The 23,260-nt window shown below is 35.4% G+C and carries 22 protein-coding genes; 11 read left to right on the top strand and 11 right to left on the bottom strand.

Annotation, left to right across the window (positions count from 1 at the left end):
- The first annotated feature begins 236 nt into the window (after positions 1-236).
- Positions 237-884 (top strand): DUF1062 domain-containing protein, encoded by a 648-nt coding sequence (locus JOE44_RS06390; RefSeq protein WP_209784831.1) that lies wholly within the window; start codon positions 237-239, stop codon positions 882-884.
- Between the two features lie 175 nt (positions 885-1,059).
- Here JOE44_RS06390 and JOE44_RS06385 read toward each other — a convergent pair whose 3' ends face one another.
- The 4 genes from JOE44_RS06385 to JOE44_RS06370 all read right to left on the bottom strand — a co-directional run bounded on the left by JOE44_RS06385 (position 1,060) and on the right by JOE44_RS06370 (position 3,814).
- Positions 1,060-1,971 (bottom strand): PhzF family isomerase, encoded by a 912-nt coding sequence (locus tag JOE44_RS06385; RefSeq protein ID WP_209784830.1) that lies wholly within the window; start codon positions 1,969-1,971, stop codon positions 1,060-1,062.
- 143 nt (positions 1,972-2,114) lie between these two features.
- Positions 2,115-2,516 carry a DoxX family protein gene (locus tag JOE44_RS06380; RefSeq protein ID WP_209784829.1) on the bottom strand — a complete coding sequence of 134 codons (402 nt, stop codon included), beginning with the start codon at positions 2,514-2,516 and terminating at the stop codon, positions 2,115-2,117.
- Between the two features lie 12 nt (positions 2,517-2,528).
- On the bottom strand, positions 2,529-3,149 hold the full coding sequence (locus tag JOE44_RS06375; RefSeq protein ID WP_209784828.1) for a hypothetical protein: 621 nt from the start codon (positions 3,147-3,149) through the stop codon (positions 2,529-2,531).
- Positions 3,150-3,214: 65 nt separating this feature from the next.
- A complete protein-coding gene (locus tag JOE44_RS06370; protein ID WP_209784827.1) occupies positions 3,215-3,814 on the bottom strand; it encodes a Crp/Fnr family transcriptional regulator in 600 nt (199 codons plus the stop codon).
- Between the two features lie 192 nt (positions 3,815-4,006).
- Between JOE44_RS06370 and JOE44_RS06365 the strand changes: the two genes are divergently transcribed.
- Positions 4,007-5,062 (top strand): helix-turn-helix domain-containing protein, encoded by a 1,056-nt coding sequence (locus JOE44_RS06365; RefSeq protein WP_209784826.1) that lies wholly within the window; start codon positions 4,007-4,009, stop codon positions 5,060-5,062.
- Between the two features lie 119 nt (positions 5,063-5,181).
- Positions 5,182-6,822, top strand: a complete 1,641-nt coding sequence (locus JOE44_RS06360; protein WP_209784825.1) for a serine hydrolase domain-containing protein — start codon at positions 5,182-5,184, stop codon at positions 6,820-6,822.
- A gap of 73 nt (positions 6,823-6,895) precedes the next feature.
- On the opposite strand, the gene JOE44_RS06355 is transcribed toward JOE44_RS06360, so the two are convergent.
- From JOE44_RS06355 to JOE44_RS06340, 4 genes are all read right to left on the bottom strand, one after another.
- The gene (locus tag JOE44_RS06355; RefSeq protein WP_209784824.1) at positions 6,896-7,045 is read right to left on the bottom strand and encodes a hypothetical protein; all 150 of its coding nucleotides are present in this window, start codon (positions 7,043-7,045) and stop codon (positions 6,896-6,898) included.
- 122 nt (positions 7,046-7,167) lie between these two features.
- The gene (locus JOE44_RS06350; RefSeq protein WP_209784823.1) at positions 7,168-7,581 is read right to left on the bottom strand and encodes a hypothetical protein; all 414 of its coding nucleotides are present in this window, start codon (positions 7,579-7,581) and stop codon (positions 7,168-7,170) included.
- Between the two features lie 197 nt (positions 7,582-7,778).
- On the bottom strand, positions 7,779-8,981 hold the full coding sequence (locus tag JOE44_RS06345) for an MFS transporter (protein ID WP_209784822.1): 1,203 nt from the start codon (positions 8,979-8,981) through the stop codon (positions 7,779-7,781).
- Between the two features lie 114 nt (positions 8,982-9,095).
- Positions 9,096-10,052: a helix-turn-helix domain-containing protein gene (locus JOE44_RS06340; protein ID WP_209784821.1), complete on the bottom strand. Its 957-nt coding sequence runs from the start codon at positions 10,050-10,052 to the stop codon at positions 9,096-9,098.
- A gap of 271 nt (positions 10,053-10,323) precedes the next feature.
- Here JOE44_RS06340 and JOE44_RS06335 point away from each other — a divergent pair, with 271 nt between their 5' ends.
- Positions 10,324-11,169, top strand: a complete 846-nt coding sequence (locus tag JOE44_RS06335) for a hypothetical protein (RefSeq protein ID WP_209784820.1) — start codon at positions 10,324-10,326, stop codon at positions 11,167-11,169.
- A gap of 137 nt (positions 11,170-11,306) precedes the next feature.
- Here JOE44_RS06335 and JOE44_RS06330 read toward each other — a convergent pair whose 3' ends face one another.
- The 3 genes from JOE44_RS06330 to JOE44_RS06320 form a co-directional block, all read right to left on the bottom strand.
- The gene (locus JOE44_RS06330; RefSeq protein ID WP_105682677.1) at positions 11,307-11,918 is read right to left on the bottom strand and encodes a response regulator transcription factor; all 612 of its coding nucleotides are present in this window, start codon (positions 11,916-11,918) and stop codon (positions 11,307-11,309) included.
- A gap of 5 nt (positions 11,919-11,923) precedes the next feature.
- A complete protein-coding gene (locus tag JOE44_RS06325; RefSeq protein ID WP_209784819.1) occupies positions 11,924-14,914 on the bottom strand; it encodes a HAMP domain-containing sensor histidine kinase in 2,991 nt (996 codons plus the stop codon).
- A 747-nt stretch (positions 14,915-15,661) separates the two neighbouring features.
- A complete protein-coding gene (locus JOE44_RS06320; protein ID WP_209784818.1) occupies positions 15,662-16,309 on the bottom strand; it encodes a DUF1349 domain-containing protein in 648 nt (215 codons plus the stop codon).
- Positions 16,310-16,398: 89 nt separating this feature from the next.
- Between JOE44_RS06320 and JOE44_RS06315 the strand changes: the two genes are divergently transcribed.
- The 7 genes from JOE44_RS06315 (at position 16,399) to JOE44_RS06285 (ending at position 23,188) form a co-directional block, all read left to right on the top strand.
- A complete protein-coding gene (locus JOE44_RS06315) occupies positions 16,399-17,136 on the top strand; it encodes a helix-turn-helix transcriptional regulator (RefSeq protein WP_209784817.1) in 738 nt (245 codons plus the stop codon).
- A gap of 95 nt (positions 17,137-17,231) precedes the next feature.
- A complete protein-coding gene (locus JOE44_RS06310; protein WP_209784816.1) occupies positions 17,232-17,585 on the top strand; it encodes an AraC family transcriptional regulator in 354 nt (117 codons plus the stop codon).
- A 427-nt stretch (positions 17,586-18,012) separates the two neighbouring features.
- Entirely contained in the window at positions 18,013-19,269 is a 1,257-nt protein-coding gene (locus tag JOE44_RS06305; protein ID WP_105682672.1) for an aminotransferase class I/II-fold pyridoxal phosphate-dependent enzyme, read from the top strand.
- Positions 19,270-19,274: 5 nt separating this feature from the next.
- Positions 19,275-19,907, top strand: a complete 633-nt coding sequence (locus JOE44_RS06300) for a TetR/AcrR family transcriptional regulator (protein ID WP_077414530.1) — start codon at positions 19,275-19,277, stop codon at positions 19,905-19,907.
- Between the two features lie 99 nt (positions 19,908-20,006).
- Positions 20,007-21,092 (top strand): DNA polymerase III subunit gamma/tau, encoded by a 1,086-nt coding sequence (gene dnaX / locus JOE44_RS06295; RefSeq protein ID WP_209784815.1) that lies wholly within the window; start codon positions 20,007-20,009, stop codon positions 21,090-21,092.
- A gap of 38 nt (positions 21,093-21,130) precedes the next feature.
- Positions 21,131-21,706: a hypothetical protein gene (locus JOE44_RS25110; RefSeq protein WP_245169723.1), complete on the top strand. Its 576-nt coding sequence runs from the start codon at positions 21,131-21,133 to the stop codon at positions 21,704-21,706.
- Between the two features lie 402 nt (positions 21,707-22,108).
- Positions 22,109-23,188, top strand: a complete 1,080-nt coding sequence (locus tag JOE44_RS06285; RefSeq protein ID WP_105682670.1) for a chorismate mutase — start codon at positions 22,109-22,111, stop codon at positions 23,186-23,188.
- The last annotated feature ends 72 nt before the right edge of the window (positions 23,189-23,260 follow it).

The following is a 23,260-nucleotide window of genomic DNA, read 5'->3' as shown; positions in this document are numbered from 1 at the left end:
ATTCTCTACCCGAACTGGTTTTCATTTCATCATATTATTCACTGCATTGCCCGCAAAGGGTAGCTGTATCTGTTATTTTGGTTTTGACAATTACTATTGATCAGGAACCAAAATATACGGCAAACGATACCTTGAGAAATACTCTTTAAGTTAAAAGCCGGATGCATGTAACATCCTTGTAATGCGTGAATAATAGGGAAAAATCCAACAAAGGATAATAAGCGCAATTATAAGTAATGAGTACACAATATATATGGGAGGTAAAAGCGAAAAATACTCCCTTACTAAAAAAGAAATGCAACCATTGTAACAGCGAAAGATTTCATTGCAGCGATAAATTCAGGCTGAATGCTCAGAAAAAGAATATTGATATATGGTTAATTTACCGATGTGTAAAATGCAACAACACCTATAACATGACTGTATTTTCAAGAATCAGAACAGAATCAATCAGTAAAGAAATATTCAATAAATTTTCAGAAAATAATACAGAAATTGCCTGGGAATATGCTTTTTCACAGGAACTCAAGCGAAAAAATAATGTGGAAGCCGACTGGGAAAGTGTAGAATATGAAATGGTATATGATAAGCTTTCGGTAGAGAACCTGATAAATATGGACGATGAGATGATTTCGTTTCAAATGCAGTGTCCTTTTGATTTTAATCTGAGAATTTCAACGGTGATCCGGACGTGTTTAGGCATTTCATCTTCTAAACTGAATTTATTACTTGATTCGGATAAGGTTTATTTTAATGGAAAGCCTCTGCAAAAGAAATATAAATGTAAAAACGGGGATACTATTAAGATCGACAGGCAAGAATTAATCAATATTTATCTTGTCGGAAAGGAGGAATTATTTCTCAATGCCGTAGAAGATAAATAATAAAAAGAAAAGCGTCCCGGTCATTGATCGGGACGTTTTCTATATTGAAGTTTTATGGTATTAAAAGATTAAGTTGTTTCCGCAAAGTTTGTTTTTCTGATTTTGATTTCGTCATTCGGATTGCTTCTTCAAAATGATGAATGGCTTTATCTGTATTTTTATCTAAATATCAGCATTAATACAGATTCATAGTAGTTGTGAAAACACCGACTGCATTTCCGGTGATACTGATCCTCTCTGGTTGATTGTTTTTTACCTGAACTTTTACCTCTACTTTACCCATCCTGTTGATCGCTTCACCCTGTTTTCCTGTGAATTCAAAAATACCGTCAGCAGTTTCTTTGATTTTGTTTTGAATAAGATAGCCTCCCAAAGGACCGTTAGCATTTCCGGTAACCGGATCTTCGGCAATACCAATGGCTGGGGCAAACATTCTGCCATTGGTTAAAATATCTTTTTCGTGGGTGTCGAAAGTAAATACAAAGTATCCGTTACAGCCGATTTCTTTGCTAAGCCTTGCCAAAACCGTAAGATCAGGAGCGAGTTGATTTAAAACCCTATTACTTTTAATACCAATCATTACTTTTGAATGGCCTGTGGAAGCAATCTGTACAGGGCATTTTTCATCAAGATCATCGATAGTCAATCCCAAAGCCTGAACAATTTTTTGTGTGGTTGAAACATCGAAAGCAGGGCTCAGTTCAAAGCTTCCCTGGGTCATTGTGATGAGGTAATCGTTGTTTTTTCTTTCAATATGAATCGGCAATATTCCGATTTGTGTTTTGATTGTAAGGGTGCATGAATCCAATTGGTCTTCCTGAGCTTTTGCATACAGTGCTGCAATAGTAGCATGTCCACAAGAAGGAACTTCTGTGGTAGGAGTGAAATAGCGGACGTTATAATCAAAGTTTTCCTCTTGAGAATCTGATTTAAAAACAAATGCGGTTTCAGAGTTGTTCAGCTCTCTGGCAACAAGCTGCATTTCTTCAGAGGTCATATTTTCTGCATTTAATACAACTCCGGCAGGGTTTCCTTTGAATTTTTCTTTGGTAAAGGAATCAATTTGATACACGATTACTTCTTTCATGACTAACGATTAAGGTTACTGTAAAAATACGGAATGAAACCGGTGTCTAATGTCTGTTTTTATTGTCATTTGGTAAAAAATACATCAGAATCCTGAGATTCTGATGTATCAATCAATGAATAGAAAGTTTTTGGGTGGGAATTTTAATCCCATTTATTTTGGGTAGAAACGGCATATTTTCCGGCACCGGTAAAGAAAAAACTGAGACTTACCAGCATATAGATTACCAGCAGTTCCAAAGCCCAGCCTCCAAATTCATTAAGTTTGAAAATATTAGCTGTTTGGGCAAGAATAGTAGCGGTGAAGCAATTGGCGGCAAAGATCAATCCTGCCAAACGCGCCCGGAATCCAATAATCAATAGGATAGGAGCTATAATCTCTCCTGCAAAAACCCCATAAGCAAAGAATGATGGTAGACCGTGCATTGTCATCATATCTTCAATAAACCCAACGCCATTCACCAGTTTACTGATTCCATAAACCGACATGGGAAGTCCAATAGCTATTCTGGTGATAAGCATTCCTAAATCAATGTTCTTTTTCATTTCTTATAATTTTTAAAAGTTATATTTTACAAATGCCCCGATATTTTCCAGGGTCTTTTTTCCATTGTTAAACTGGTCAAAATTGGAGGCCAGCCCATACATCATCTTGTCTTGTTTTACTCCCAGCCGGATAAACTGCAGCCCTCTGGGATACCCACTGTCATCCAGGTTTCCAATAGCCAGTACACTGAAATATCCCTTGAGATTTTCTGACAGATACGGAGTATATTCAAATGAGATGGACTGTTCCAATGAAAATCCTTTCTGATAAGTAGTTCCTATAGAGTAGGAGAGAGAATAATCAGACTGGATAATCTTGTACTGCAGGTAAGCACTGAAAAATGCTCCAGGGTTTTTCATTCCGAATGCAGCGTTGGCACTCAGTCTTTTGGTAAAGCTATAAGCCAGCGTATTTCTGATGAAGAATGTATTTTCTTTGTCTTTGGTATATTCTGTATCAAATAAAGTAAGATTATTCAGTTTCAACCGATCATTGAGTTGATAGTTGATATTGTGCATATAGGTATAGGAGCGATGCCCTAAAACAAGATCGGGAGTATAGGATAATTTCTGGGCATTCAGACTCAGGGAGACTGATGCAAGAGCTGTTACTGCGATAATTTTTGCCTTCATATTTCACTCATTAAAATTCTGTGAGCAAAATTATTCGGGCTGGAACGGAATAAACTTAAGAAATCTTAAGAAACGTCAGAGAGGTGCTTTTTTCTCAGATAGCTCAGGTATTCTACAGTGATTCCAAGGTATGAAGCAATCATGTATTGAGGGAAACGCTGTTCGATATTGCGGTAAGCAGTAACAAATGTTCGGTATTTGGTATAGGCATCTACCCGTGAATGTTCAAAAGTTCTCTCTTGCAAAGTAACATAGGCAGACTGCATTTTCAGCCGCCAGAATTCGGAAATGGCCGGAACTTCTTTGTATAACAGCTCTAAATTGCTTTTACTGATCTGTACAATGATAGTATCTTCATTAGCCTGAATAAACATTCTTGACGGCAGTTCACTCAAATAGCTGTAAAGATCATTTACCCACCAGTTTTCAATACCCAGCTGAGTGGTGTTTTCTTTTCCCTTTTCATCAATATGATAAGCATACAGGCTTCCCTGGGCAATAAATCTCATGTGTCTGGAAACCTGTCCTTCACGAAGCAGAAAGTCTTTCTTTTTGAGTGATATAATCTCTAATTTGGACGTGACACAGTCTATATCTTTATCTTCTAAAGAGACTATTTCCTTAAAGTGTTCTATCAGCTGTAACAGTATTGTATCGGTATCCATTATAAAATATTGTAGCGTACCGTAATGAATCTAAGGTATTGCCTACCGTACAAATTTACGCAAATATTAAAAATTTCAGGAATAACAAAAGCTGAACCTCAGTTGAAAAGAATGATGAGTATTGAAAAAAGGAATCTCATTGAAAGCTAAAATACTCAACAAGAAACTATTATTTGTAGATTTGTGAATATCATGAAAATAGAGAATATGTCATTTATCAACGATTTGGGTAAGATTATTTTTTTCCTGTTTCTGCTGTTAAGCGCTTTTCTGCTGACTGCAAAATCTGAAAGAAAATTACCCCATTATTTATTCGCTGCCTTTCTGTTGATTTCTGTCATTGATCTTTCCGGTTTTTTCCTGCCTCCATCTGATCATAAAATAATTAAAGACTTCAAATTGGCAAGTGTTCTTTTGCAGATGCCGCTATATTATCTGTATGTAAATGCCGCCTGTTATTATAATTTTACCCTCCGCAAAAAGCATCTTCTGCATGCATTGCCATTTTTGTTTTTCATGGGATGGTTTAGCATAACAGGTATTTCCGGGCAGAATGATCAGGCCTTTGATCTTGTTTCTACTGTTCAGTATTATTTCTATATCATTGCTGTATTTCTGGTGTTGAGAACCTTTAAAAAGCTATATCAGGAAAACTATTCCAGTAATCATCAGCTTACCTATAGATGGCTGCTGCAGACCACAATTCTCTTTTTGATCGGAAACACATTTGTATTGATAAGAGAGTTTCTGAAAGATAATGAAACTGCATTTTTATATTTATATACTCTGAATTCGTTATTTGTATTATTTGTGATCAGCTGGTTTGTATTGAATGCTTTATACCGTCCCAATCTTCTGGCTGGGATTAACAAGGATCTGACTCCGGTGCAGGAGATTGAAGAACCTCAAAAAGAAGAACCGGAGCAGCTGAAAAATCTCCTGACCTTTATGGAAGTAGAACATCCTTATCTGGATGATAAGCTTACCTTACAGAAATTGGCAGTACAGATGGGGATGCCGGAAAAGCAGTTGTCAATATTAATTAATCAGCATACGGGCAGGCATTTTTTTGATTTTATTAATGAATTCAGAATTAATAAAGCTAAAGATCTTCTTAAGGATCAGCCCCAGCTTACGGTGCTTGAAGTTTTGTATGAAGTGGGGTTCAATTCCAAATCTTCATTTTATACGGCTTTCAAAAAAGAAACAGGAGTTACTCCTACAGATTACAGGAAATCAGTTGTTTAAATAGAGTCCGAATTAAAGTCGGACTGATTTTTCAGATAAAAAGAGTCCGATTTCCGGTAGTCGGATATTTACATCATCGTAAAGTTTCAGATTTGCTTCATCATTAAAATGTAAAACAGATGAAACCACAAATCAGATTGACGTTATTTATTTTTACTATCCTGAGCACCGGATTTTATTTCGGACAATTCACTCAGCAGGACAAAATCCGAAAAGCAGATTCCTTACTAAATACTTATGCCAAATCCAATGAACCCGGAATGGCTGTAGGCATTATCAAAGACGGAAAAGTACTCTATAAAAAAACATATGGACTGGCAAATCTCGAAGATAGAATTCCGGTGTCAGACTCTACCGCTTTTGATATTGCTTCTGTTTCAAAGCAGTTTACAGCTTTTATTACACTTTTGGCTGAAAAAGAAGGCCGATTATCATTGGAAGATGATATCCGGACCTATCTTCCGGAGCTGAAGAATCTTCCCTATAAAATTACCCTGAGACAGCTTGCCAATCATACCCATGGATTGCCAGATTTTACAAGTATTAAAGACTTGCAGGGATTTGGAAATGAAGTCCGGGTAACTAACGAAGATGCTGTAAAAACAGTTTTAGCCATTAAAAGCATCAATTTTAAACCAGGCGATCAGTACAGGTACAATAATACCGGTTTTATGTTGCTGGCAGAAATTCTCCACAGGGTTTATAACAAAGATTTTACACAAATACTTCAGGAATATATTTTCAAACCATTGCAAATGAATCACTCAATGGCGGTGAATGATCCGGTAAAAATCACTCCCAACAGAGCAGAATCTTATCAGGTAACCCATTCCGGTTTTGTCAAAACTCCTCTCGGGCAGATGGAAAATGGCTCGTCCAATATTTTTACTACTTTGAATGATCTGTGTATATGGGCTGTTAATTTTCAGAAACCTTTGGTGGGAAGCCGTGAAATCTACAATAAGATGCAGCAGAGTACAATATTGAATACTGGTGAGAAAATACAATACGGGCTGGGATTGCAAACCGGAAAGTACAAAGGGCTGGATATTGTCTTTCATGGAGGAGGAACTGCCAGTTACAGGTCTTATATCCTGCATATTCCTGCCTATCATCTATCTGTTGTACTCACAGGAAATAAGAGTGTTTTTGACGGACTGGTGATTGCCTATGCACTGGTAGACGTATTTCTTAAAGACCAGCAGGTTTTTCCGGATCTTCCAAAGAAAATATCTTATACAGCGGCTGAGTTAAAATCATTTGAAGGAACTTATGAAATAAATCCGGGAAATTATCTGGAGATAAAAACAGACGGTAAAAACCTTTATTGGGATAATAATAAAACTCCCTTACAAATAGCAGGAGATGATAAGTTTAATATCCCTTTTATTCCGACAGGAAGTTTCACATTTCATCCGGAGAAGTTAATTTTCAATATTGGAGATTTTACATTTGTATGCAAAAAAGTAGTATTAAAGCCTCTGAATGAGAATACAATGGATCTTCGTAAGTACACCGGATTCTACAGGAATGAAGAATTCAACACGATATATCAATTAGTGGTAGAAAATGATAAACTGGTTGCCAGACATCCTTTGAATCCAGATATCTTATTGTACTTTTCAAGTTCCTCACAACTTTATTCTTACAAATCATTCTTCGGAAAGCTTGATTTTAAATATGATAAGAATAATGATATTAAGGGATTCCTTTTATCGGGAGGAAGCCTCTCTAATATTGAATTTAAAAGAATAAAATAGTCTTTTCAAAAGTGTTATTCCGGGTTTTAACTGCATGATATCCAGCATGATACTTTTTTTTGTATAAAAGAATTTATCTGTCCTGTCCGATATCCAGCTTGTCAAATTGACCTTCTGCATTTTTGTGGAATTTGAAGTAGATCTGAAATGTTCCCCATTTTCCAAACATTTTTACCATCTCAGGTTTACCGGAAATCATGGCGGTTGCTTTCTTGAAACCCATAAATACGGCCAATAGAAATTTATTTTACATGAAAAAGATGAGGGTTTTGTTTGTTTTATGCTAAAAAGAAGACCACAATTTACGGGATAAATTGTGGTCTTCTCAACTAAGAACTATTTTAACTACGATTCTGTTTTCAAATAACCATAATGTAAAGCAGTTTCTTTTCCGAATAAGCTTGAGAAAATATTCTGAAACTCATGGATGTACCTGCACTTTATGGCATTCCCGTATATCTTTAGTCCTTCCAGTATTTTTCTGGAGCTCAGATCAATGTCATATTTTATAAAGGATTCCGGTCTTTCATATCGGATGCTCTGCTCCGAACTGTAAGTTCTTGAAAATCCTAGTTTTTCAAGCCATTCTTCTGTTATCTTAATAGGTTTGATGGAGGCTGCCGGAACTGAAATACTTTGAATATCATTTTCAATTTTAACAAAATAAGCCTGCTCAACATTCTGAAAGATCTCAGTAATCGTATAAATCTGATTTTTGTACTCTACTAAGTTCTTGATTTTTAGATCTGCTACGTTCATAATATTTTGGTTTTTAGTTGATGATATGGTCTCAGATAAAAAGCAAATAGTATGCCCGGCATTGTATTGTCAAGCCTTGTTTTAGGAAATATTAGGTTAAATTTTTACTATAAAAAATTAATGATATGTTAAAATAGTACGTCCGTAAAGGGTTTGTCACGCCATCATGAAATATGTAATGTGGTATGTATGTGGTACTAGTTTTTTACTCTTGCTTTGGGTGACGTATTAAAAGTAACCAAAAGAAGAGCAATAATAACGGAGATGATAAGGACTCCAATGAAAACATTCCAGGAATAAGCATGAAGAAGATAGCCGGTACCACTTCCCAGAATACTTGAACCAAAATAATAAAACAACCAGTAAATAGAAGTGGCTGAAGATTTTCCACGTTTGGCATACAAAGCAGTCATCTGGCTGGCCATTGTATGGGCTGCGAAAAAAGAGAGGGTAAAAAGTCCAAGTCCGAAAATAAGAATATAAATATTTTCTGATAATAATAATGCTGCTCCGGTGAGCATAGACAGGATAGAAACTTTAAGAATGCTGTTCATCGGAAACTTTTGAGAAAGGCGGCCTACGATCATCGTCCCAAAGACTCCAAAAATATACATCAGGAAGATAAAAGCGATAATAAAATGGCTTAATGAAAATGGTTTGGCTTCTAATCTGAATGTTAGATAGTTATAAACACTTACGAAAACTCCCATTAGTAATGCTGCAGTACAATATAAGCGAAGCATATACGGATTGGTAAGAAAAAACTTCATCTGTTTGATCTTAAGATGATAATCTGTTTTCTGTGGATTGAAAAACCTTGATTCCGGAAACAGTTTCCAGAATACAACGGCCAGAATGAAACTTTCTATTCCGATAAGCAATACTGCATTACGCCATCCGAATTCCCCGGCAAATAAAGTCGCCATTATCCTTCCGCTCATTCCTCCAATAGTGTTTCCACTGAGATACATGCTGATGGTTGCAGGGACTGCCAGAGCGCTTACTTCCTCTGTAAGATAGGCTAGCGCAACAGCAGAAACGCCGGAAACAACAAAACCTTTGAAGACTCCGATAGCAATCAGGAGGCTTAAACTTGGAATCCAGGTCGAAATAATGGTAAGTAGGGCAGATGAAATCAACGAAAAAACCATCAGGCTTTTTCTTGAATAGCTGTCGGCTTTAAAGGCAAAAAACAGTAATCCCAATGCCATACCTATCGTGGATGATGATACCAAAAGGGAAGTGTCACCTACAGATACCCCAAACTGTTCTGCAGCCATAGGTAGCATCGGCTGGAAAAGATAAAGCTGTGCAAAAACCGAAAGTCCGGAAAAGAATATACAAAGTTTGATGTATCGGAGACGTTGGCTTCCCTGAAGAGCTTTTTCAGATGGATTCATTATGGTTTGCAATTAAAATGCAGTGGTTTGACAGAAAATTAAGTTCTGTAAATTTCCTGATTATTTTCCTAATTTAAAAATCATTATTTCAATGATATTGATTGGTGAAACAAATCAGTGAAGCTGCAAGCTGCTGATGTATTCAGAGGGTGTAATACTTTCCATCTGTTTGAATACCCTGTTGAAGGTAGACTGGTTGGAGAATCCTGCCTCTGTATAAATATACATAAGGGTTACCTTCTCAAGATCATTTTCATTAAGCAGTCTTTTTACACACTCAATTCTGTGCATATTCAGATAGTTATTGAAGTTGGGATATCCTTTTGTACGGATGGATTTGGAGATATAGCTGCTGTTAATATCAATTTCCGTTGAAAGCTTTGAAATATTAAAATTAACATCTTTATACAGCTGTTTTTCTCTCATTACCTGTTCAATTTTCTCAAATAATTCATCTGCAAAAGGTGTTTTCTCTACCATAGGAGCCGGCTGTATTGTTGTACTCTGAGCCTTCTCCTCAATCTCATGGTAAATTTCAACCCGCTTTATTTTATCCTTAAAATAGAGCAGGAGGGCAATCACAGCTACATTGGAGATCATCAGGATGGTATCTGTAAGCCTTACATCTTCCGGCCTGTGTATGGGAAAGTTAAAGCTGAAGGATTTGGAAATAAGGTATCCTGCAACAATATTCAGTAAAGCAAATAAACTGTAAATATATACATACTTCCTCTGAAAGAAAACATAGGCGGCCAGTGGAATGGGAATAAGCCAGACAAAACTCGCTATAGAGTTGTTCCAGAAAGCCAGCATGATGTAAAAATTATAAAGTGTGGCAATAATGATATAGGAATGCACCATTACATTCACCGAATAGTTTTTACGAACAATCAGGTAAGTATAATCCAATAAAAAAAGCCCTCCGAAAAGATACCATGCTATTATTTTATCCGGAATGATAAAAGTAAATATCAAACCAAATAGGGCAAGAATAACAGACATCAGAATATTATAATAATACACCAGCTGTCTTTTATACTGTTCAATTTTTATGTCTTTTGCGGTGGTCATTTGTGGTTAGAGATAATTTTTTAAACCATTCAATACATTTTATTCAGTCAGTTTTCAGAAAATGACTTATTTAAACATTTGATTATTAGTTATTTGTGTTTTATTGAGCCGTTTCCGGTTTTTCATTGATTCTTGATAAAGTTGATTGATCAATGCGGATAACTTTGCACCAGCTAGCTCAACAAAGGCTGATTGATGATATGTCAATTGACCCCGCATGATTTATTCAATTCTTAAATAAATCAACAAAATTTTAAACAAATATACTAAAATGAAAAAAATAAAATTACCTCTTGCCAGCATAATGATGTGTTTTTCAATAGCGGCATATTCCCAGGTTGGGATCAATACAGACTCTCCTAAAGTAACATTGCATGTAGAAGGAAAACCGGACGTTGCAACAGTTCCTGATGGAGTAATGGCTCCCAGAATAACAGGGGATCAGCTGAAAGCGAAAGATGATGTTTACACAACGGTACAAACGGGAGCATTGGTATATGTGACTCAGGCGGTCACAATGCCTTCTGCAAAAACGGCGAAAGTAGATAAAGCCGGTTATTATATGTTTAACGGAACGACCTGGAAGTTTGCATTTGGTGGGAAAGATGATGATATCACCATAGGAGATTTAATTTATTACCACGGAAGTATTCCTGCAGGAGTTTCAGGAGCGAATACTTTAGCCAGTACCTATCTTTCAGATTTACCCGTTTTGGGAGGTTTCCTAAGACTTGATGCCCAATTTAACAGCAGTTCAGCAGGAACTGGAGCGGCTACCACTTTTAATCCGAGACTTTATAATGCAGGGACTTCAGATGTGAAAATCTGGGTCTCAGAAATGTCTACCCATACCGGTGATTCTGACAACGGAAATATTAAATTATCACCGGGAGCTTACCGACAGTTTGATGATGGTGTTTATCTTACTCAGACTCATAATGAGACCGTAACATTTGATATTACCATACAGGAACCGGAACCAAGATGGTACAGAGTATATTATGCATTCCGCGTAGATAACAAATCTAATACAGGAAGCAGTGATGCTACCACCACAGATTCCAATACTTCTGATAACACAAGGGAACTGTTTCTTTCTGTACAGAGACTATATTAATTAGCCGCCTGATGATTCTAAAAATACAATAATGATATAAAAATATACAAAATCTATGGGTTAGCTGTTTAAAAAATCTAATGAGATTTGTGTTTTTTCTGGGGCTGGAATAGTATGAAATTTCAGCCCCGATTTTCTTAATGCATCATTTCATAGGCCTTGATCAGTTCTGCAATATTGGTTACATCAAGCTTTTGAAAAATTCTCTTTTTATAAGTGCTCACCGTAGACATCTGGATATTGAGCCTGTTGGCAATTTCAAGATTACCGTTGCCGTCTGCCAGAAGTTTAAAAATTTCATATTCTCTCGATGATAGCTTTTCTACCGGATTATTTCTCTTGTTTTGAATAATAAGGCCAATCAGCTCTGCAGGATAGAAATATCCTTTTTCGATGACCGTTTTTACAGCATTCTTAATTTCTTCTTCACTGCTTTGTTTATTCAGATAGCCTTCAGCACCTTCTCTGATATACTGGATGGCAACATCCTTGTCATATCCTGAGAATATGAGAATCTTAAGGTCATTTTGTATATTTTTAAGCTCCGGGACCATTTTTTTATACTGAGTTCCTGGCATATCAATATCTAAAATAAGAAGATCATACCGTTGACCTTCCAGTTTCTTTTTCACCTGGTCATAATTTTCTGCAAAATCTATACGGATGGCCGGATAAGCAGTTTCAAGAACCAAAGAGGTGCCTGCCCTTACTACATAATGATCATCAGCGATTAAAATTCTTTCATTCATAGAGATTAGTTTTTATTGAGTGTTATTTCCACAACAGTTCCTTTAGGCTGGTTTTGTCTGAAACTCATTTCGGCATTGATCTTTTTTACCAGATGGATGACCATATGCAGCCCAAGACCTTTTCCTTTGAAGCTGGGGGTTTCCTGTTTAGGATTTCTGAACAGGTTCATGTAAATGTCAATCTGTTCTGCGGACATTCCTGTTCCTGTATCAGTAATTATTATGGTGGATTTTTGTGGATTTTCGGTAATATTTAGGGTTATATTTCCTTCAAAAGTATTTTTTACGGCGTTATCAAGGATGTTATGAATAATAGCAGTCAAAATACTTTCATTTACCTGAGAATAAACGGTGTGCTCAGTAAGGTTGGTAATTGTTGTCCCTTTTTCTTTGGCGATTTCACAGAATAGCCTGTTCTTGATTTCCAGGATTCTGTTGATGGGATATTCCTTTTCTTCAAAAATATTTTCAGCCTTATAAAGTTCAGTGTATTCTTTTAAATTCAGTGTAAACTGGTAAAGCTGTTCTGAGGATTTATAAATACTGTCAAAATACTTTTTCTGAAGCTCCACATCATCAGACTCATGAAGTTTCTGGGAGAGCATGGCAATAAACCTGATAGGAGTGGTAATATCATGGCTGATGGTTTCCACCAGTTTTTTCTGATATTCCGTTTCTTTCTGCAAATTGTTTTTCACAACTTCCAGGTGAAGAGAAGTTTCCTTTAGTTCAGAGTTTTTATTATGAACAATCTGTTTTAAAGCTTTATTTTTTATCCTTAAAAAATTGGTGGTTAACTGAACGATAACGATGATTATGATAAGGATAATAATGGAAGCAGACACTCTGAAAAGTAATGTCTGATAAAAAAGAGGATGAATTTTGAAACGTATTGTTTTTTCTTCATACTTTCCATCCGGAGAAATAAGGATTCTTACACTGAGTGTATATTCACCGGGAGAAAGATTACTGATGGTATATTTTAATTCTTTTCCTGCAGCGATCTTTTCCCATTCAGTATTTTCTTTTCCTGATATTTTGGCCTCAATATAAAGGTTTTCAAGATTAGAAAAATAAGGAATGTCAATAAAGATATCTGCTGTTTTATAATCATTCTTTAACTCAAGAAGCTGATGAAAATACTGAGGCTCAGCATTACCGATTTTCACCCTTTCAATGTAAATCTTACTTCTTTCCGGATAATAAGAATGAACACTTTCCGGATTGAAAAATACAAAACCATCCATAGAAGGAAATACAAAGTCTCCATTCTCCAAAGCATAAGCGTTAGGCTCAGAACTTCCATTGAATTCATTGGTCAGAAAGCCGTCTTTTTTGGTAAAACGGTAATAGAAAACCGGAGTTTTTTTGTCTTCTGCATAGTCCAGCAACTGCTTCTTAGGAACCTTAAACATTCCGTTATTCGAAGATATCCAATAATATCCCTTTTGGTCTTCAAGAATATAATGGGCCGACTGGAGGTAATTATTACAGTCGTTCGGCATCTTGATAAGCTTATGATTCCTGAAAAGATAGAATCCGTTTTTATTTGTAGTAATCCATATCAGATTATCCTTTGTTTTGATGATGCTTTTAACATGGATGTTTTTGATTAAGGGAGTTATGGTATTACTTCCCAGCATTACGGAATAAAGGCCGTCGCTGTTTCCGGTCAGAATTTCATTGTCGCTGTACTGAAAAAAAATATTCACGAAACTTTTAAAAGTATAAGTGAAATCCGGTTGGGCAAACATATCTTTTTTGTGAAGATAAAGCTGGGTACCCGAAAGATCTGTAAAGGTGGTACCATAAAGATTTCCACTTTTCATAAACGTTTCAAACCCTTTTTTAACAAAAATGGAATCCTTCTTTTTATACCCTGAATTTTTATAAAACCTGATAATACTGTTTCTCTTTTTGATCAGAATATTCCCGGAATTGTCATACATCATCATATAATTGTCATTGCTTCCGAAAAGGTGTTTCTTAACAATCCCGTTTCTCCCAAATTCTGTCCCGTCCTCAGCAATGATTGTACTTTGGCTGAAGGGAAGAGAGGCAAAATATACATTATTAGAAAAATCAGCCTCTTTTTTTGAAACATAGAAATTGGAAAGTTGAAGTACGTTCAATCCGTTATTGAGGGTTCCCAGATATAATTTATTGAAATTTTTATCATAAAACATGGAACAGTAGGAGTGATTTCCGATTTCCTCAAAATTTACAAGAAATTTCAGGCGAAGATCCTTTTCATTTCCTTCTAATAAATAAATGTTATCATGATTGATAATAAAAGTCTGATTGGTAATCTGCTGCCAATAGATTTTAGTGTCAGGATGATTAAAAAGAGTAGGTTTATCAGAAACGGAAAGATGTCCTTTGTAGATAGAATAGGTTTTTCTTTTTTTCAGATCATTGATGAAAAGATGTTCATTCAGTACAAAAATATAATTCAGATCTTTATTGGTAAAAGGGAGGGCAATCTTTATTTCTTTTTTCCCTTCCTTATAGATGATGGCATTCTTTTCTGTAAAATGATAAACAGAATTTTTAAGCTGAATAAAATACTGAATGTCACTATGGAAGTCTGATGTGATGATATTATTGGCAATACGGTACAGGATATCCGTACCATTGGAAAAGGTCATTTTATCTCCGGAGGTAAGTCTTGCCAGCCTTGGAAATCTGTTTTTAATAATGATTTTATTTTCCTGAAAATTGTTAAGAACTGTTATACTGTCAAGAAGCGGGTCACCAATAAATTCCCCAAAATGGAGATTATTTACCCTAAAATTATCAAAAGTAATAAAGGAACTCCCGTCATACCGTACCAGTCCGTTTTCTGTAGAAATCCAGATGAAGCCATATTTGTCTTTGACAATGGCCTTTGCACTGCTTTGTGGAAGCCCATTATCTATGTTGTGCCACGTAGATGTATAGTGCTGCCCGGAAATGTTTAGATAGATGCAAGCAAAAATTAATGCCCAAACTCTCATATATGTGCAAAACTGATCTATATCTGCTGCTAATGCAATAGACGGTTAATAATAGTATTTGTACAAGTCGAAGTTTTTTTAATGGGCAGGAACGATTGAAAATAAATTTTTATCATTGAAGTTTTCTGGTCTTTTGTGTTTTATATTTTTTGATCGTGTAAAAATAGTGAAATTATGGAGATAAATTAGTATTGCATGATCTGTTTTCTGTAAGTTTTATCATGCAGTGTAGGCAATAATTCATTTAAAAAAATTCAAAACATTATCATATTTCAATAATAAGTGATAAATTTATATTGAATTCGTTTTGAATTTTCTTTTACAGATCCCAGTATTATGCTGGATTTGTGACTTCTTTTAGAATTTTATAAATGATAAATCGTGTTGTATTGGAATGTTTTTTTTTATTAATTTATTGACTAACGATTGATATTTTGTTTAATTGATTTTTTGTAGTAAAAATTTGACAAAAAATAGGAGGTTTATTCTACATAGCAACCTTGTCAGGGCTTATGAATATTCATATTTTTGCAAAAATATTCTCATCACAAGTAAAGAAACTTTATTGTCAAAATAATGATTCTAAGAACACAAACGGTTTTATCTCAAAAACAAAAGGGACTGTATTAAAAGTAAACAGTCTCTTTTTTTATATTTCACATTCTAGTTGGGTTTTTAACAAAAAAACCTCCCGGAAATGATGGGAGGTGAATAAAATTAACTGTATATTGAAATGTAATTCAATCGTTATTTGTGAGTTTCAAGCCACTTCAGCCTGCGTTCGTCCGGCAGATGCTTTACCTGGAAGTTTTCAAAAACAGCATTGAATCCTTCTCCGTCAGGGCAGGCAGCCATTAAGCCAACCATTACAGGAGTGTTGTCCTGTAAAGGCGCATTTCTCATCATGATATAATTTTTGTCATCAAAAGAATAAAATATCTCTACTGCATCCAGTCTTCTCACTGCTTTTATCCACAGGGCAGAAGGTGTTTTTTCTAAAGTAATGACACTCCAGTCACTTTTATTGTGGGTTACCACAGTGCTGAGATTGTATTTGCCATCTACAAATTCTACTCCGGCTTTGATGTAATGTTCTTTATCTGTTCTCAGCATCAGACCCATTTGGTCAAATCTGGCTTTATAACTGCCGGTTATTTTTACTTTTGCTTCAAATTCACCACCATAAGTCGTGTAATAAAAGGGAGCGTCATCTACCGTAAATCCGTAGTGCGAAACCCTCCAATAATCACTCTGCGGTGTTACAAACATGGAAAGGCTGTTGTTTTTAATTTCCCATTTTTCAGGTTCATTAAACCAGGTCATTTTCTCCAGAGTCTGGGCAGAAAACTTTTGAATCAGGAATAAGGTGCAAAAGCCGAAAATCAGTTTCTTCATTCTGTTTAGGATAAGTTCTAAGCGTAAATTATTATTTTAGCAAAAGTATTATTAAACTTCATTTGCGTCAATACTGATAAATAACCATTATGGAAATCCGTGAACAGCTTAGTGATAAATTACTGGATAATGCCTCCAAAAAATGCCTGCTTGATATAGAAACCTATAAACAGAGAGCGCTTGTATATTCCCAGATGGAAGGAGCGATATGTGTGCTGAGTGATATGCAGGAGAATAAAAGTTATATTTATAAATCCCATGCCGCCGCCGAATTAGGACTTACGATGGGAGAGAATCCTACAGAAATAGCGAGTATCTGGGAAGAAGAAATGCTGAAAAAGATACATCCCGACGACCGGTTGAAAAAGTATATTCATGAACTCCGTTTTTTCAAATTATTGGATGCTGTTGAAATGGAGGAACGTACAGCATACAGTGTGGTGTCAAAAATAAGAATGAAAGATAAAAGAGATGAGTACCGCTGGGTGAAACATCGCATGTTTTACATGTATTCTCCCTATAATGGGAGGTTAAGATTTGCGCTTTGTCTTTATAATATTGCTATTTCTTCCTCTTCAGTTTCTGATTTTTTGATTATTAATACAATAAAGGGTGACGTTGTTGTTAAAGATAAGCTTGATTACAAAAATATTTTAAGTCCCAGAGAACTGGAAGTTTTAAAATATGTAGGAGAGGGATATGCAAGCAAACAAATTGCAGATCTTCTTTCCATAAGCATTAATACAGTAAGCAGACACCGTCAGAATATTCTGGAAAAGCTGAAAGTGAAAAATTCTACCCAGGCTTTTAAAGATAGTTTTTCTTAAATATTCAGATCCCAATATCCGAAAAGTTCACCATGTTATGTTGTATCTTATGAGTAATTTTATACCTTGAGTACACATTAGCAAGAACCAACGTGATGAAAAGAAGTGAAGAAATTACCTCTCAGTATTTTACTTTTCTGGATAATCATATCCAGGGTGTGATCTCCGGAACGATTCCGGAATTTATGGAACTGAATGAAATTGCCAGTGAACTTGCGCTGTCACATAAACATCTTACGGATACGGTAAAAAAAGAAACCGGCCGGCATCCTTGTTTTTTTTATGATGAAAAGATTATTCAGCAGGCTAAAGAGATGCTTATTGTTACCGATAAGTCGATAGCAGAAATCGCCCGGATTTTTACTTATGATCCGTCCAACTTTTCAAAATTTTTCAAAAAAATGACCGGCTTTACTCCCGGAAATTTCAGAAATTCTCAAAAAGTTTAAATTGACTACTTTTTTTGTTTAATATTGTTGTTGCAAGAGATTTGCGCTGTTTTTTGTCTCAGGATAGGGATTTGAACGCTCGAATTATTGTGTTTTTTAATGCTGTTTAGTGAATTAAAATGTTAAAATAACAGAAAAGTAATCTTTTATAAATGAGTTGTTTGTGAAAAATAATTACATTTTTTTATTATTTATGTATTAATATTTCTTTATTATTTACTTTTTTTATTAAATTTAGGTAAGAAAAAACTAATTAATTCAAAAGCTAAAAACGTTAAAAAAGATAGATGTATATTTAAATACTTTGGTTTCCAGATAATAAGATAAAAATATTGTGTCTTTAATAATATTTAATCTTAATAAGGGAGCTTAGGCCCTTTAAATAGTTATATATTTGTTTTTTTAACCACAACAAACAAGATTAAGGATGAGCATCAATTTCACAACAGCAACTATTAAAGACTTTGAGAATATACCAGACAATGATATGGCTCAAAGGGCTGAAATATTTTATGAATATTTAGACTATGTAAAGTCTAATGGACACATGAATTACAGACTGAAGAATACTTCAGGAACCAATGCAATACTGAATGTAAACATTGCAAACCACAACAGAGAGTTTGTTAGTTTCGTATCAAGTGATTATTTGGGATTTACACAACACCCAAAAGTAAAACAAGCTGCAATTGAGGGAATAGAAAAATATGGTACCGGTACAGGAGCCACTCCTCTTATCGGCGGATATTTTGATTACCACAATGCTTTAGAAAAGAAAATTTCAAGCTTTTTTAAAAGAACAGAAGATGAAGCCGTAGTATTTACTACAGGTTATACTGCTAATAGTGCGAGTTTACAATGCTTAATGCAGAAAGAAGATCTTGCTATTTTAGATATGGCTGTACATGCAAGTGTGCACGAAGGATGTGCTTTTACCAATAAAAAAACATTTCCACACAATAATTTGGAATCTTTGGAACACATTTTGAAGGTATCTGAAAATCTGTACCGTACGAAACTCGTTATTGTGGACGGAGTGTATTCCCAGGATGGTGATACCTCCCGTATTAATGAGATCTATGACCTTGTGAAAAAGTACAATGCCTTTCTAATGGTAGACGACGTACACGGTGTCGGTATCCTTGGAGAAACAGGAAGAGGTACTTTGGAACAGGCTGGATTATTGAATAAAGTGGATATCATCACAGGTACATTCAGCAAAACATTTGGAAATCTGGGAGGATATGTTATTGCAGATAAAAAAATAGCAGCATTCATCAGATTCCATTCACGTCAGCAGATCTTCTCAGCTACAGCTCCACCATCATCCGCAGGAATCGTTAAAGCCATTGATTTAATTGATGAAGAACCTATCTGGAGAGAAAAACTCTGGAATAACATCAATTATTTTAAAAAAGGATTAGATGATTTAGGATTAGATACAGGCGTTACCTGTTCCGCAATTATTCCCGTTAAAATTGGAGATCCTTATGTAACAGGAGAAGCCGGAAAACTACTAATAGAAAAAGGAATCTATACCAACCCGATTCTTTACCCGGCTGTACCAAGAAAAGATGCGCGTATCAGGATGAGTGTGACTGCAAGACATGAAAAAGAACATCTCGACAAAACGCTTAACGCGTTTGATGATATTAATAAAAAATTGCATATTGCGAAAAAATAATAATTATGCCTAGAAAAGTAGTGCAGGGTCCCATTAGGGACAAAGAAAAAACAAAACAGAAACTGCTTGCTGCAGTTGGTAAAATTTTAAGAGTAAAAGGATATTCCGGATTAAAAGTAAGCAAAATAGCTGCCGTTGCCGGATTTGATAAAAAATTGATCTATGAGTACTTTGGAAGTACTGATAAGCTGATCGATGAATATATCAAATCTCAGGATTACTGGAGCCAGGTCAACCAGGATGTTGATATGGATTTTTCTGACGGTGGACATGAACTTACCAAAATGGTGGTATTGAACCAGTTCGAAAACCTGAAGAAAAATAAAGAGCTTCAGAAAATTATCCTTTGGGAGCTTTCAGAAAGCAAGCCTATCCTTAAAAAATTAGTTGAACAACGTGAAGAAGTAGGAGAAGTTTTATTTGGAAACATCTCAGATCCTTACTTTGGAGAAGGAGTGGCAACAAGACACAGGGCAATTATGGCCTTAATTGTTTCCGGGGCTTACTATCTTAACCTTTATACAGGATACAACGCAAACAAATTTTGTGGTATTGACCTGAAAACTGAAGAAGGAAGAAAAGAGATAGAAAGCGCTATTGTTGAGTTGATCGACTTTGCATACAGCAAGAAAAAGTAGAACTTAAAAGTTTTCCGATTTGAGCACAAATACATTTTTTGTTGATAATTTGAAAACTTTTAATTTTCAAATTAAAACTATATTTCTTACTTTTGGCCAATGGAAAATTTTATAGTATCTGCAAGAAAATATCGTCCTCAGGAGTTTGATACTGTTGTAGGGCAATCTCATATTACGGATACTTTAGAACATGCAATTGAAGAAAGCCAATTAGCTCAGGCATTGCTTTTTTGTGGTCCTCGTGGTGTAGGTAAAACTACTTGCGCCAGAATTCTGGCAAGAAAGATCAATGAGAAAGATGGCTCGGTTTCAGAAGATGGCTTTGCGTATAATATCTATGAGCTGGATGCTGCATCCAATAACTCTGTAGATGATATCAGGGAACTGATAGATCAGGTACGTTTTGCACCTCAGGTGGGTAAATACAAAGTATATATCATCGATGAGGTTCATATGCTGTCTTCTGCCGCTTTCAATGCTTTCCTTAAAACGCTGGAAGAACCGCCAGCTCATGCTATTTTTATTTTGGCAACTACGGAGAAACATAAAATTATTCCAACAATTTTATCCCGTTGTCAGATCTATGACTTCAAACGAATTATTATTGAAGACATCCAGAGTCATCTGAGAAACATTGCCCAAAAAGAAAATATCCAGTACGAAGATGATGCCTTGTATCTGATTGCTCAAAAAGCTGATGGTGCTTTACGAGATGCGCTTTCTATCTTCGACAGGCTTTCTACTTTTTCCCAGAAAAACATTACGCTTACCAAAGCTGCTGAAGTACTGAATATTTTGGATTATGATCAATATCTGAATATTGTGGATCTCGCCAAGGAAAATAAAATTCCTGAAGTGCTTTTCGCATTCAATGAGATTGTAAAAAAAGGTTTTGATCCTCATATTTTTATAGCGGGATTAGGAAATCATTTCAGAGACCTGATGATGGCACAGAATGCTTCCACTATGGAACTTATTGAAGTAGGAGAGAAGACAAAAGCCAAATTCGTAGAACAGGGACAAAAGTGGGTCGCCCAACAGCTTATTGATGGTATTGAGATCTGCAACCATGCCGATATTAATTATAAGAATTCGAAAAACCCAAGACTTACGGTTGAAATTGCATTAATGCAGCTGGCTTCACTGACAGCTAATTTAGGCGATACTAAAAAAAAAAGTTCCTGATTCTAGCTCCGTTTCTCAGTGAGAAACTGGAAGTGAAAATGCCTGAAAAAACTCAGGAAAAGAAAAACGTTCAAGTAGAACAGCAGCCTGTAGTTTCTCAGACAGCTCAGGAAACTTCAGTAACAAAAACAACCAAGCCATTGTCTAGACCCGGAATCTCTTCTGGTTTCAGCATCAATTCTTTCCTGAATAAAGAAGATAAAGTAGAAACAACAGAAAACGTTGTGGTGAGAACTGAAAATCTTCCGCAAAACCATTTTACAGATACTGATCTGCAGATGGAATGGAAAATTATGCTTAAACAACTCCAGAAAAAAGATAGCTTTGTATTCAATGCAGTAAAAACTTTCAAACTGGAAAAAGCTGAGGAAAATAAAATTAAAGTTTTATTCCCTTCAGATTCGGCTAAAGTAGAATTTGATAAAATAAGTGGAGAATTTTTTAATCATTTTAAAAGAAAAATTCAAAATCATATTATTGAGATAGAATACGTCAGAGACGTTGAAAATCTGAAGATTGAGGTGGTAACTAAGAGGAAGATGTTTGAAAAATTCATCGAAAAAAATCCACTTTTGAAAGATCTTGATGATTTAATGAAGTTTGATTTGACATAATTTTTATATATTTGTCAAATATTTCTGTCGAAAATGAGTTTTTGACAAAAACAATGTACAACCAGAAAAGCTAAAACAAAGGCATTTCTAGAATAAAATGGAAAAATTGACTAACACATATCTGTCTTTTTTTGCACCCGCTAATTACTTTTTTAGCGGTTATTTTAGTTTTTCTGCTTCTTATTATAGAAATTTCAGAACGTATTACCGATTTTATTGGTACTGTTAACTGAATTTCTTTCCAAAAAATACAGGAGAAGTAGAGCCCTATTATTTTCCTGATTCCTTTAAATAATTTTGAACGGCATTTTTTGAAAAGAATTATAAATTAAATTTTATAATCCAAAGGGCTATTGCTGTCAACGAAAAAATTATAGATACAAAAACAATAAAATTTAGAATATGAATTTAAATGATTTGAAAAATGAGTGGATCGATGGGCTTACACAGCCTCTAATGATTGCAGGACCATGTAGTGCTGAAAGTGAAGCTCAAATGCTTGAAACGGCTAGGAGGATTAAAGAATCTAATGCCAATGTGTCAGTTTTCCGTGCAGGAATCTGGAAACCCCGCACCAAACCTAACGGTTTTGAAGGAGTAGGAGTGATTGGTTTGAACTGGCTAAAAAAAGTAAAAGAAGAGTATGGTTTTAAAACAGCTACTGAAGTTGCCAATGCACATCACGTGTTTGCCGCTTTAGAAGCAGACGTGGATGTTCTTTGGATCGGAGCTCGTTCTACAGTGAATCCGTTTACTGTACAGGAAATCGCAATGGCTTTAAGAGGAACTGATAAACCTGTATTCGTAAAAAACCCTGTTAATCCGGATCTTGCATTATGGATCGGAGCTTTGGAAAGACTTTTAGGTCAGGACATTAAAAATCTTGGGGTAATCCACAGAGGATTTTCAACATACCAGAAAACAAAATACAGAAATAATCCGAACTGGCAGATTGCGCTTGATTTCAAGAGCCAGTTTCCGAATATTCCAATGCTAATCGACCCTTCTCACATTTGTGGAAACAGAACTGGTCTTGCTGATATTACACAGGAAGCACTTAACGTAGGATACCAGGGAGCTATCATTGAATCTCACTGCAATCCTGATGAAGCATGGAGTGATGCTTCTCAGCAGATTACTCCTGAGGTTCTTGCAGAACTTATTGGTAACCTGAAAGTAAGAAACTCTAATCTTGCAGGTTTTGAAGGAGAAATGGGCAGACACAGAACTTTAATCTCAGATCTTGACTTCCAGTTAATTGAACTTCTTTCTCAAAGAATGAAAATTTCTGAAAAAATCGGTAAACTTAAAAAGGAAAACGATATTGCAATCTTCCAGCCTGAACGTTGGAAAGTAATCACAGAATACGCTACTCAAAAAGCGAAAGAAACAGGAATGTCTCAGGAGTTTATTGAAAAAGTATTCAAAGCAATTCACGAAGAATCTATCGAAGTTCAGAACAATATTATGATCGAGAGATAGATTGCGGATAATAGGTAAGAGGTTATCAAGCTTTTACTAAATTTTTCGCCTGAAAAAATTATTTAGGGCTTA

Origin of the sequence: Chryseobacterium sp. PvR013, from assembly GCF_017833095.1 — a bacterium.
Taxonomy (GTDB): Bacteria; Bacteroidota; Bacteroidia; order Flavobacteriales; family Weeksellaceae; genus Chryseobacterium; species Chryseobacterium culicis_A.
This window is presented reverse-complemented; position numbering and strand designations above follow the sequence as displayed.